Origin of the sequence: Erythrobacter sp. SD-21 (assembly GCF_000181515.1) — a bacterium.
GTDB lineage: Bacteria > Pseudomonadota > Alphaproteobacteria > Sphingomonadales > Sphingomonadaceae > Qipengyuania.
The window spans coordinates 154,394-167,088 of sequence record NZ_ABCG01000002.1 but is presented as its reverse complement, the minus strand read 5'-3'; the positions used below and the strand labels follow the sequence as shown (position 1 = coordinate 167,088).

9 protein-coding genes are annotated in these 12,695 nt (G+C 64.4%); 6 read left to right on the top strand and 3 right to left on the bottom strand.

What is annotated here, in order from left to right; all coding sequences use genetic code 11:
• Positions 1-38 precede the first annotated feature (38 nt).
• From ED21_RS04170 to ED21_RS04160, 3 genes are read left to right on the top strand one after another with little or no spacing between them, the layout of a single operon-like run.
• The gene (locus ED21_RS04170; protein ID WP_198005812.1) at positions 39-503 is read left to right on the top strand and encodes a hypothetical protein; all 465 of its coding nucleotides are present in this window, start codon (positions 39-41) and stop codon (positions 501-503) included.
• On the top strand, positions 500-1,267 hold the full coding sequence (locus tag ED21_RS04165; RefSeq protein WP_006832587.1) for an ATP-binding cassette domain-containing protein: 768 nt from the start codon (positions 500-502) through the stop codon (positions 1,265-1,267). The genes ED21_RS04170 and ED21_RS04165 overlap by 4 nt, the downstream gene beginning before the upstream one ends.
• A complete protein-coding gene (locus ED21_RS04160; protein WP_006832586.1) occupies positions 1,264-2,802 on the top strand; it encodes an ABC transporter permease/substrate-binding protein in 1,539 nt (512 codons plus the stop codon). The genes ED21_RS04165 and ED21_RS04160 overlap by 4 nt, the downstream gene beginning before the upstream one ends.
• 1 nt (position 2,803) lies before the next feature.
• Here the strand turns inward: ED21_RS04160 and ED21_RS04155 are convergent, their stop codons facing one another.
• From ED21_RS04155 to lgt, 3 genes are all read right to left on the bottom strand, one after another.
• Entirely contained in the window at positions 2,804-3,217 is a 414-nt protein-coding gene (locus ED21_RS04155) for a DUF2147 domain-containing protein (protein WP_006832585.1), read from the bottom strand.
• A 61-nt stretch (positions 3,218-3,278) separates the two neighbouring features.
• A complete protein-coding gene (locus ED21_RS04150; RefSeq protein WP_006832584.1) occupies positions 3,279-4,334 on the bottom strand; it encodes a class I SAM-dependent methyltransferase in 1,056 nt (351 codons plus the stop codon).
• Positions 4,331-5,209, bottom strand: coding sequence for a prolipoprotein diacylglyceryl transferase (lgt, locus tag ED21_RS04145; protein WP_006832583.1), 879 nt, complete (start codon positions 5,207-5,209; stop codon positions 4,331-4,333). Before lgt ends, ED21_RS04150 begins: the two co-directional genes overlap by 4 nt.
• 171 nt (positions 5,210-5,380) lie before the next feature.
• On the opposite strand from lgt, the gene ED21_RS04140 reads away from it, so the two are divergent.
• From ED21_RS04140 to ED21_RS04130, 3 genes are all read left to right on the top strand, one after another.
• Positions 5,381-7,081, top strand: a complete 1,701-nt coding sequence (locus ED21_RS04140) for a class I adenylate-forming enzyme family protein (protein WP_006832582.1) — start codon at positions 5,381-5,383, stop codon at positions 7,079-7,081.
• 47 nt (positions 7,082-7,128) lie between these two features.
• On the top strand, positions 7,129-9,837 hold the full coding sequence (locus tag ED21_RS04135; protein WP_369765628.1) for a [protein-PII] uridylyltransferase: 2,709 nt from the start codon (positions 7,129-7,131) through the stop codon (positions 9,835-9,837).
• Positions 9,838-9,924: 87 nt separating this feature from the next.
• Positions 9,925-12,651, top strand: coding sequence for a TonB-dependent receptor domain-containing protein (locus ED21_RS04130; protein ID WP_083800363.1), 2,727 nt, complete (start codon positions 9,925-9,927; stop codon positions 12,649-12,651).
• Positions 12,652-12,695 lie beyond the last annotated feature (44 nt).

Sequence of the window (12,695 nt, the reverse complement as noted above, 5' to 3'; positions counted from 1 at the left end):
GCTAGGGTTCGCCCGATCGGATCAACCGGAGACGCCTAGTGATGTATCGCCTGCCCTGTCTTGCGCTGGCCCTGACCCTTGCCGCCGCCTGCGCGCCGCAGGAGGAAGAGGCGCAGGATGGGGGCGAGACGGCAGGCCCCGACGAACAGTCTTCGCCAACCCCGGACGGCCGCCCCGCGCCCGACAGTTTCGCCGAGACCGCCTGGATGGCGCGGGCGGAGGATGGCGCGCGCTACGTCACCCAGTTCGATGGCGACGGGATCTATCGGGACCTGCGCAACGGCGATCCGTGGCAGACCGGCCAGTGGAGCTACGCCGACGGACCCGAGGGCAAGCAGCTGTGCTTCAATCCGGGCGAAGATGACGGTGTCGAACGGTGCTGGCAGCCTGGCCGGATCAAGGACGGCCTGATGATCGCCACTGACCCCGGTGGACGCAGGATCGAACTGGAGCGGGTGACCTACGAGGCGATTCCGGACGAAGAGGGCGACGCACAGGAGTGACTGCGCAGGACGCGCCCGCCCTTTCCTTTCGCGATGTCGCCAAGCATTATGGCGACACTCGTGCACTGGAGCATGTCGCGCTCGAAATTCCGCGTGGGCAATTCGTGGCGCTGGTCGGCGCTTCGGGCTCGGGCAAGTCGACGCTGCTGAAGACCGTCAACCGCCTGATCGATCCTTCCGCGGGCGAAGTGCTGTTCGAAGGCGAGGATGTCGCCGCGCTGCCATTACCCGCCCTGCGTCGGCGGATCGGTTACGTCTTCCAGTCGATCGGCCTCTTTCCGCATATGAGCGTGGCGGAGAATATCGCGATCGGCCCCCGGCTGGCGGGCGAACGCCTCGCGTCTTCGCGCATCGAGGAATTGCTGCGGCTGGTAGAACTCGATCCGGATCTTGCTATGCGCATGCCCGACGCTCTTTCGGGCGGCCAGCGCCAGCGCGTCGGCGTGGCGCGCGCGCTTGCAGCTGACCCGCACCTTCTCCTGATGGACGAGCCCTTCGGTGCGCTCGACCCGGTAACGCGAGACGCCTTGGGCGAGCGCGTGCGGGCGCTCCACGAGGAACTGGGCCTCACCACGGTGATGGTCACCCACGACATGGCCGAGGCGTTGCTGCTCGCCGACCGCGTTCTTGTGATGGATGCGGGCCAGATCGTGGCTGACGAAACGCCCGCAGCGCTGGTGGCCGGTAAGGGTGGCGAGGTGGCGCAGGCGCTGGTCACTGTGCCGCGTCACCAGGCTCAGCGGCTGGCGGAGCTTTCCCGATGAACGGACTGTGGGACGCGCTCATGGGGCTCGGGGACCAGCTGGCCGCTCATGTGCTGCTCTCGGCGGCGGCCATCGCGCTTGGCATCGCGGTGGCGCTGCCGCTCGCGGTCTGGGCGAGCCGCTCGGAGAAGGTCGCGCGGGCCGCGCTCACCTTTGCCAGCCTCGTACAAACCATCCCAGCGCTGGCCCTACTCGCGCTGTTCTTCCCGATCCTGCTGAGCCTGCGCGCGGTTTTCGGCGAATGGCTGCCCACGCTCGGATTCCTTCCCGCCCTACTCGCGCTGGCACTCTATGCGCTGTTGCCGATCCTCAGAAACGCGGTCACTGCGCAAGCCAATCTCGATCCCGGCGTGAACGAGGCGGCCGAGGGCGTGGGGATGAGCTTCCGCCAGCGCTTGCTGTTGGTCGAGGCGCCCCTTGCCGCGCCTTACATCATGGCAGGCATCCGCACCGCCGCCGTCTGGACCATCGGTGCGGCCACACTCGCCACCACTATCGGACAGAAAAGCCTCGGTGATCCGATCTTTGCCGGGCTACAGACGCAGAACTGGGTGCTGGTGCTGGCAGGTTGCATCGCCAGCGCGAGTCTTGCGCTGCTGGCCGATACGCTGCTCGGCACGATCGAGCGCGGATTTCGCGAGCGGCGGCGCGTCCTTGTCATCGGCGGGCTAATGACAGTCGCGCTGGGCGTCGGCGGGGCGTTGTTCGCGCAGTTCGGCGGAGGCGAGGACGAGGACCGGGTGGTCATCGGGGCCAAGGGCTTTTCCGAGCAATATATCCTCGCACGCCTGATCGGGCAGCGGCTCGAAGCGGAAGGCTTTGCGGTCGAATATCGCGACGGGCTGGGGTCGGCGGTTGCGCACAGCGCAGCGGCGAGCGGCGAGATCGACGTCTATGTCGACTATACGGGCACGATCTGGACCAACCAGATGAAGCGCGAGGATACTCTTGCGCGCGACGAGATGTACGCCGCGATCGAGCAATGGGAAACCGAGAACACGGGGATCAAAATGCTCGGGCGGCTCGGCTTCGAGAACGCCTATGGCCTCGCCATGAGGCAGGAGGTCGCGACTTCAGGACAATTCGAAAGCATCGCCGATCTCGCGGCGCGAGGTCAGGCGATGACAATCGGAGGCGATCCCGAATTCTTCGAGCGTCCCGAATGGATTGCGGTGCGCGATGCCTATGGCCTGCGCTTTGCCGAGAAGCGCAATTTCTCGCCGACCTTCATGTACAACGCGCTGCAATCGGGCGAGGCCGATGTCATCGGGGCCTATACATCCGACGGAAGGATCGAGGCCGACCGGCTGGTCATCCTTAAGGATCCGCGCGGGGCTTTTCCCAATTACGACGCCGTGCTGTTGCTGAGCCCCGAGGCTGGTCGTGACGCGGCGCTGGTGGACGCGCTCACCCCTTTGGTCGATGCCATCGATGTCGAGGCGATGCGCGAGGCGAATTATTCGGTTGATCGCGAGGAGGACAAGCTTTCCTTCGACGAAGCGGCGCGGCGGCTGGCGGAGCGCGCGGGGCTCTAGGTCAGCGCGCGCGCTTCCAGGTCTGGGTCTGGCAGAAGGGGCCGAGGCAGCCCTTCACTTGGAGCGTCGAGGCGTTCAGGCGGCGGATGATCGAGCGGTAGGTCTTGCCGCTCTTCGGATCGTAGATCTGGCCGCGCCATTCATCGCCATCCTCGGTCAACCCGGTCAGCACCGGCATGCCGAGCAGCTTGCGGTTCCGCAGGCTGGCGTTGCGATTGTTGACGTCGCGCTGGTTCACGCCCTGCGGCGGGGCGACGAGGAATTTCGTAATCCGTCCGCACAGAGATTTACCGCAATCGCCAATGGTGATGACCGCATCGCGCTCTTCGGTCACCCAGCGCCCTTCGACCGGCTGCGCCGCGAGCAAGGGCGATGCGAGCAAGAGGGCGGCAAAGGCGAGGACGGACTTCTTCATCTCAATAGTCTCCGTAGGCGGGAGGCGCCGGGATACGTGTGTGGCGCGCGCCCGATGAACCTCAGCCGAAGCCCGCGCCGCGCGGAGCCTGCCCGGGCGTGATCGCCATGACCTTGAACAATTCGCCCATTTCGCCGGTTCCGGCAAGCCGGTTGCAGGCGCGCGCGATTTCTTCTGCATGGGCGGGGCTCCGCTCGCTCAGCGCTTTGGCGCGCAGGCCAAGACCCATGGCGTCGAGCCAGGCGCCTTGTGTCGCGGTCTCCACCGCCAGACCCTCCTGCCGGGCGATCTGCGCAAGCTCGGCAAAATCGACCAGAGCGGTCAGGTCCATTTCCCCCGGCGCATCGAACACGCCGACCTTTCCATGCGCCTTTACGGCTTGCAGTGTTTCTCCCGTCCGGGATTCGAGATAGCCATAGTCGATGAACAGCGCCGCGCCGCCCTGACGGTCGATCCTGCGGGCAAGGTCCTCGATTACCGCAGCGGCGCCGGGGCAGGTTTCGATAACCGTGCCGACATCTTGGGCGCGGCGCTCTTCGAGCACAGCGTCGTCCATCGGGTTTGGCCCGGCCGCGAAGACGAACCTATCGCCGTCGAGAGCGACCAAGCGTTCGCGCCAGCCGCGTGTCGTCATCACCAGCTGGCGGATCGGCAGCGCGTCGAGGAATTCGTTGGCGACTATGTACAGCGGACGGTCGTCGGGGAGCGTGTCGATGCTCTCGTGAAACTGCGCCCCCGCCAGAGCATCGGCCTGGACCTCGCGCAGCGCGGCAGACCCTTCGACGAGGTGGACAGGCGGGCGCAGTCCCTGGCTCGCCATAGCCCGCAGCGCGTCGCGTGCCAGCGTGCCGCGACCGGGGCCAAGCTCGGCGTAGATGGCTTGCGGATGGCCCGAGCGGCTCCACAGGTCCGCCAGCCACAGGCCCACCATCTCGCCGAACATCTGGCTGATCTCGGGCGCGGTGGTGAAGTCCCCGCCCGCACCCAGTGGATCGCGGCTGGTGTAATAGCGCGCGTTGCTTTCGCCCATGTAGCGCGACACTGGCATGGGCCCGTGCCGCTCGATCAGGCGCCGGAAGCTGGCGGCGAGGTCGGTGTTCGCCCCGCCCCCGCTCATGCCGCCAGCGGCTTCGACGGCGCCTTCTTGCCCCCGACAGGCGGCTTCATCAGCGCGTAGATCATCACCGCAACGCCCACCGCGATCATCGGCAGGCTGAGCCACTGGCCGCGGCTGAGGCCGGTTTCCGCGACGACATAGGCTAGATGCGCGTCGGGTTCGCGGAAGAACTCGTTGACGAAACGGCCCAGCCCCATGCCGACGGTGAATATGCCGACGAGGAGGCCGGCGCGGTAGCGTGCACGGGTCTTCCAGAAGAGCGCGATCAGCAGCACGCCAAGGAGCAGGCCTTCAAGACCCGCCTGGTAGAGCTGGCTCGGATGGCGTGCGAGTTCGCCGCCGCCGGGGAAGACCATCGCCCAAGGCACGTCGCCTTCGACCGGGCGGCCGTAGAGTTCGCCGTTGATGAAATTGGCGATCCGGCCGAGCATGTAGCCGATCGGCACGTTGACCGCGATGTAATCGCACACGCGCAGCCAGTTGAGGCCGCCGCGCCAGGCAACCCAGCTGATCGCAACCAGAACACCGATCACGCCGCCGTGGAAGCTCATGCCGCCGTTCCACAGCTGGAACAGCTCCATGCCTCCGAAAAGTTCGGGCTGGTAGAAAGCAGCATAGCCGAGCCGGCCGCCCAAGATCACGCCGAGTGTGCAATAGAAGAACAGATCGTCCGCATGGCGCTGCGCCAGCGGGGCGCCGGGCGACTTGATCATTCTCGACAGGTGCCAATAGGCGAAGAGGATGCCGAGGAGGTATGCGAGCGAATAGTAGCGCAGCTGGAAGCTGCCGATCTCGAACAGATAGGGTCGCAGGCCCAGCTCCGCCCACTGGATCGGTTCCGAAGCAGCCGCAGTGGCGGCCAGTAGTGACAGCAAGGTCTTATCCCCTTAGAGACATGTCGAAAGCCGCATCGGCGCGACCCGTTTCGGGGCGGCTTTTGGCATAGCAGGCCTTTTGGGGAAAGCCTGTCTCGCATCCCTCACCGGTATTTGCCGGGAGCTGCGGATTTGCCCGCGCACGCACAATGGAGAGGACCTGACACCACCATGCCGACCGAACTCGACAAGGACATCCAGCGTTTCACTGCCGCCGTTACGGCTCCCGGACAGATGTTCGAAACCGTCCCCACGACGCGCCGCGGGGTCGAAATGCCTTCCTTCAAGAACGCCCCACCCAGCCTGGCGCATTATTTCGCCCACTTCTGCAACGATCCGGAAAAGAAGGACGCGGTCTTCCTCGTCGATGGCGATCTGCGCATGACCTTCGGCGAAGTCTATGCCGCCGCGACCTGCGTGGCGCACGGGCTGGTGACCAAGCATGGCCTTAAGAAGGGCGACCGCGTCGGCATCGCCGCGCGCAATTCGGTCAACTGGATCCTCGCCTATATGGGCACGCTGATGGCCGGCGGCTGCGCGACACTGCTGAACGGCTGGTGGACCGGCGAGGAAATGGCCTACGGCATCGACCTGTGCGAATGTTCGCTGGTCCTGGCCGACCCGCAGCGCGCCAAGCGTTTCGAAGGGCAGGACATCCAGTCAAAGGTCGTCGTCTTCGACCACGGCGTTCCCTCCGAAGGGCTCGCCGAAATCTGGGAACCGGGCGACACGGCGATGAAGATGCTCGGCGCGATCGGTCCTGAAGATCTCGCCACCATCCTTTATACCTCGGGTTCGACCGGCAATCCCAAGGGCGCCTATTCCGATCATCTCGGCGTGGTCTCCGGCACGATGAACTACGTCGCGCAGACCGCCATGATCCTGCAGATCCTGACCGCGCGCGGCGAAGCGCCCACGGTGCAGCCGTCCGCGCTGGTCGCCGTGCCGCTGTTCCACGTGACCGGGGAAGTGCCGCTGTTCCTCCAGAGCTTCGCGCTGGGCCGCAAGCTGGTGCTGATGCCGAAGTGGGACGCGCGCGAGGCGCTGCGCCTCCTCGACGAGGAAAAGATCACCTATTTCGTCGGCGTCCCGCTGATGAGCTACGAAATGGCGACTCATCCCGAACGCGACCAGTTCGACCTGTCGCAGTGCAAGAGCTTCGCCGCCGGCGGCGCGCCGCGCCCGCCCGAGCATGTGACCAAGATCAAGGAGGCTTTCCCCGATGGCTTCCCGCTGCTGGGCTATGGCCTGACCGAAACGAACGCGGTCGGTTGCGGCAATCTCAACGAGAATTACATCAACAAGCCCGGCTCTACTGGCATGCCGTCGAGGCCGCTGGTCGACATGGCCATCCTCGACGATGACGGCAACAAGCTTGCCACAGGCGAAGTGGGCGAAGTCTGCATCCGCTCGGTCGCCAATTTTCTCGGTTACTGGAAGAACGAGGAAGCGACCGACGCTGCCTATACGGAAGATGCCTATTTCCGCACCGGCGACATCGGCTATCTGGACGAGGACGATTATCTTTTCATCGTCGATCGCAAGAAGGACATCATCATCCGCGGCGGCGAGAACATCTCCTGCATCGAGGTGGAGGAAGCGATTTACGCGCATCCTGCTGTCGCCGAATGCAGCGTCTTCGGCGTTCCCGACGAGCGGCTCGGCGAAATCCCGGCAGCGGTCTATTTCACCCATGAAGGGAAGGACCTGAGCCCGGAGGAACTGACCGAGTTCCTGCGCGAACATATCGCCGCCTTCAAGGTGCCTGCGCACCTGTGGCGCGCCAGCGACCACCTGCCGCGCCTCGGCACGCAGAAGGTCGACAAGCGCAGCGTGAAGGCGACCTACGCAGAAAGCATCAAGGCCGCTTGACCGAGCCCGTAATCCCCGACCAGCGCGCGATCTTCGACCGACGCGAGATGGCCTCGCAGATCGAGGCGCTGGTCGAGGATCAGGGCGGCAATTCGCGCCAAGGCGTCGTCGACCTGCTCAAGGCCGCGCTCGAAAGCGGCCGCGCCGAAATGGAGCGGCGGCTGGAGGCGCGACCCTCGGCCGGCCACGCGGTGGCGGGCGGCTATTCCTTCCTCGTCGACCAGTTGGTGCGCGTCATCCATGAATATGTGACGCATCACACTTACCCCAACGCCAACCGCAGCGCAGGCGAGCGGCTGGCCGTGATGGCGGTGGGCGGATACGGGCGCGCCGAGATGGCGCCGCATTCGGATGTCGACATCGCCTTCCTCGTCGGCGAACGCCGCAACGCCTGGTGCGAGCAGGTGGTCGAGGCGATGCTCTATTTGATGTGGGACCTCGGCCTCAAGGTCGGCCATTCCACCCGCACGCTGGACGAGGCGATCCGGCTGGCGAAGGACGATCTCACCATTCGCACCGCGCTGCTCGAAGGGCGTTATGTCTGGGGCGACCGCGATCTCTACGAGGAGGGCGAGCGCCGCTACACGCTCGAGGTCGTGAAGGGGAACGAGCGCGCTTTCCTCACGCAGAAGCTGGAAGAGCGGAACATCCGCCACAAGCGGATGGGCGACAGCCGCTATGTCGTGGAACCCAATGTGAAAGACGGCAAGGGCGGGCTGCGCGACCTGCAGACGCTCTACTGGATCGGCAAGTTCATCCACCGCGTTTCCAGCGCGTCGGAACTGGTCGGCGCGGGGCTGATGACCGAGGCCGAATACCGCAACTTCCGCCGCGCCGAACGCTTTCTTCTCGCCGTGCGTTGCCACATGCACATCATGACGGGACGCGCTGAGGACCGGCTCACCTTCGACCTGCAGCGCCAGGTTGCCGAGCGGATGAATTTTGCCGAACGGCCGGGCAAGAGCGCGGTCGAACGCTTCATGCAGTTCTATTTCCTGCAGGCGAAGCGGGTCGGCAGCCTGACCGGGGTCTTCCTTGCCCATATCGAGGACGATCTCGCCCAGCGCTCGGCCCGCAGCGGGTTTTTCGCTGGCTTCCGCCCAAAGCCGCGCATGGTGAAGGGCTACCGCGTCTTCGGGGGACGGATCGCTGCGCCTTCGGACGACTGGTTCGCCAAGGATCCGGTACGCCTCGTCGAGATTTTCCAAATCGCCGAGAGCAAGGAACTGGAAATCCATCCCGAGACCATGCGACAGGCCGCGCGCGATGCGAAGCTGATCGACAGCAAGGTGCGCGAGGATGCGCGGGCGAACGCGCTCTTCCTCGACCTGCTGTGCGGCCGCAACGATCCCGAAATGGTCCTGCGCTGGATGAACGAGACGGGCGTCTTTGGCCGCTTCGTGCCCGATTTCGGCAAGGTCAACGCGCAGATGCAGTTCGACATGTACCACCATTATACGGTGGACGAGCACACCATCCGCGCCATCGGCCTGCTCAACAAGATCGAGAAGGGCGAGCTGAAGGACGACCATCCGCGTGCGACCCGGCTGATCCACAAGGTGAATTCGCGCAGGGTCGCCTATGTCGCGGCGCTGCTCCACGATATCGCCAAAGGGCGCGGCGGCGATCACTCGGTGCTCGGGGCGGAGATCGCATACGAACTGTGCCCCCGCTTCGGCCTTACCGAAAGCGAGACCGATCTCGTCGCCTGGCTGGTGCTCAATCACCTGCTGATGAGCCACACCGCGCAGAAGCGCGACCTCACCGATCCAAAGACAATCGAGGATTACGTCGGACAGGTGCAGGGGCTCGAGCGCCTGCGCCATCTTGCCATCCTCACCGCCGTGGACATTCGCGCGGTCGGGCCGGGCACGTGGAACAGCTGGAAGGGGCAACTGCTGGGCGAGCTTTACGATGTGTCGTCCGAGCGGCTGCGGCTTGGCCATGTGCGGCATGGTCGCAAGGAAAAGGTCGCGGCCAAGCGTGCGCAGGTGGCGGACCTCCTCGGCGAGAAGGCTCCGCTGGTGGAGGAACACGGCGCAAGCTTCGGCGACGCCTACTGGATTGCCGAGCCGGTCGACATCATCGCGCTGAACCTTGCGCACTACGCCTCCGCGCGAGAGAAGGGCCACGAGCTCTCGGTCCACTGCGAATATTACGAAGCGCGCGGGGCAACGCTGGTCACGGTCATCGCCTCGGATCACCCCGGCCTTTTCTACCGCATCGCGGGCGGCATCCATCTGGCCGGCGGCAATATCATAGACGCGCGCATCCACACTTCACGCACCGGCTGGGCGCTCGACAACTTCCTCGTGCAGGACCCGCATGGCGCTCCCTTCCGCGAAGAGCAGCAATTGGAGCGGCTCAAGAAAAGCATTGCCGATGCGCTGGCCAACCGCATCGACCTAACCCCGAAGCTGGCCCAGCGGCCCTTGCCGCACAGCCGTTCCAAGGCGTTCGATGTCAGCCCGCGCGTGCTGTTCGACAACAAAGCCTCCAACCGCTTCACAGTGATCGAAGTGAACGCACGCGACCGTCCGGCGCTACTAAACCGCCTTGCGCGGGTTCTGTTCGAAAGCCGGCTGGTCGTCCATTCCGCCCATATCACCCACTACGGCGAACGCGCGGTCGACACCTTCTACGTGACCGATCTTACGGGCGGGAAGCTGGCCGGAGGCGAGCGACAGGACCGCCTCGAAGCGCGCCTGATCGATGCGGCAGGTGATGCAATGCAGGCACGGTTGGAAGACGCTTAGCATACATTTGTAGGAAGATTGTTGCGTCCTGACCGCAATTCCGGAATCGAATCGTTCGAGAGAGTTAATCAGAGGAGAGGGTTTCCCATGAGGAAAACTACGCTTTCGTTGCGCACGCTTGCCATTCTCGGCGCCGGTTTCACCATGCTTCCGCAGGCCGCCATGGCCCAAGAAGTCGCTGATGAAGGCGACATGGTCGACAACGCCGATGTCGACGATACTACGCCGGTCATCGTCGTGACCGCGCAGGGCCGCGCGCAGAACCTGGCCGACGTGCCGGTCGCAATCTCGGCCGTTTCCTCCGAAACCCTCGAGAACTCCGGCACCAGCGACATTCGCGAACTGAACCAGGTCGCGCCATCGCTGCTCGTCTCCTCGACCGGCAACGAAGCCAACGGCTCGGCCCGTATTCGCGGCATTGGTACGGTTGGCGACAACCCCGGCCTCGAAAGCTCGGTCGCGGTCTTCGTCGACGGCGTCTACCGCTCGCGTTCGGGTAACGCGCTGAGCGAGCTTGGCCCGCTTGAACGCATCGAAATCCTGCGCGGCCCGCAGGGTACGCTGGGGGGCCGTAACTCCTCTGCCGGGATGATCTCGATCTATACCGCGGAACCGGAATTTGATTTCGGCGGATATGCCGACTTTACCTATGGCAATTTCGACGCCTTGCGCATCGAAGGCGGTGTAAACGCGCCGTTGGGCGATACTGTCGCTGCGCGTATCGATGGCGTCTGGTTCCAGCGTGACGGTTTCTACAACGATGTCGTCAACGACACCGACGTCAACAACCGCGACCGCTATCTCGTGCGCGCACAGGCCCTGTTCGAGCCGAACGATGATATCAGCTTCCGTCTTGTCGGCGATTATTCGAAGAAGGATGAGGCGTGCTGCGCCGCGACCTTCGTCCAGCCCGAGGTGGCTCCGCTTGCGCGTGTGTCGCCCGGCTTCGATCCCTTCGCACGGCCCGAGACGGGCTCGCCAGCGCTGGCCAGCACCGGCAATCCCATCGTCAACGTGCTGCTTGGCCTTGGCCAGGATCCGCGCGCTTTCACCCAGTCGACCTATGATCGCGACATCTATGTCACCCAAGGCCGCAGCTATGCCGGTGAAACCGAGGATTACGGTGTCTCGGGCGAACTGAACTGGGATCTGGGCGGTGCAAACCTGACCTCGATCACGGGATATCGCGAGTATTTCAACACGCAGGCTTCGGACACCGACTACACGCAGGTGGACATCCTCTACCGCGCGCCGGGCGATGATGCGGGCGCGCGTGAGTTCAAGACCTTCACGCAGGAACTGCGCCTCAACGGCGAAGCGTTCGGTGATCGCCTCGACTGGCTCGTCGGCGCCTACTACGCCAATGAGAAGCTCGAAACCCGTGACAATCTGCGCTTCGGCGAGGATTACGGACGCTTCGTGAATTGCCGTCTCGTCATTGCCGTGAACCCGGCGCTCCTCGCGCCTGGTGCGGACGATTGCCTTGGCCCGGCCCGCGCGTTTCTCGACGGGACCGTCGGCGATCCGGCGTTCGGCCCAGCCACGCCGCTGATCCTCGCAGGCCTCGACAATCTCGCCATGGTGAGCGACGTTGGAGGCACGGGCGACCAATACAATCAGACGAGCGAAAACTTCGCGGTTTTCACGCACAATATTGTCCATCTCACCGATCGCCTCGATCTCACCCTGGGCCTTCGCTACACCAGCGAAACCAAGGATTTCGATGCGAGCTTCTCGAACGACAACACGATCTGTCCGACCAACCGGGCGCTCGTTGGCGACCTGCTGGCCACGCCGCTGGCGGGTCTGGCGGGCGGCATCATCGCGCTGTCATGCCAGGGCAACTCGACCGCAGAACTCGACGGAGTTACGATTGCCGACAGCCGTGACGAGGACGAGTTCACCGGCACGGCCATCCTTAGCTGGAAGCCGGTCGATGACCTGATGGTCTACACCTCCTACTCGCGCGGCTACAAGGCGGGCGGTTTCAACCTCGACCGTTCGGCGCTGGGCAATCCGGTGACCTTCAACGTCGCCAACATCGACCCTGCATCGCTGCAGTTCGATGAGGAAACCGTCGACGCCTACGAAATCGGCATGAAGTATTCGAACCGCCAGTGGAGCCTCGGCCTGACCGCGTTCCGGCAGGAGTTCAGCAATTTCCAGTTGAACACCTTCAACGGTTCGGTCTTCCTGGTGCAAAACATCAACGGCTGCGGTACGGATCTGAATGACCTCGACCGCGATGCGAGCGCCACCACCGGCGCCTGCGATGCAGGCGATGTAACGCCAGGCGTGGTCTCTGAAGGCTTCGAGTTCGAAGCTTCGCTGAGCCCGACCCGAAACGTCAACATGACGCTGGGTGTCACCCATGCCAACACGCGTTATGCCGACGATCTCGTCGGCAGCGATCAGGGCGATCCGCTCGATCCGGCGCTGCGCCTGCTGCCAGGCGACAATCTGTCGAACGCGCCGGCCTGGGTCGGCACAACGTCCTTTACCTGGACGCCGAACATCGGCGGGTCGGGCATGAAGGGCCTGCTGTTCGTCAACGCCCGCATGACCGGGGATTACAACACCGGTTCGGACCTTCTCTACGGCAAGGAACAGGACAGCTTCGTGGTCGTGAACGGCCGCATCGGCCTTACCAACATCGCCGATCGTTTCGCCATTGAAGGCTGGGTGCAGAACGCCTTCGATACCGACTACACGCAGGTGGCCTTCAACACGCCCTTCATCGCGCCGCAGCAGACCTATTCGGCCTTCCTCGCCGAGCCGCGGACTTACGGCGTCACCGTGCGCGCCGAGTTCTGATCGCGCGCATCAGCGCACAAAGATAAGGGGCGCCTTCGGGCGCC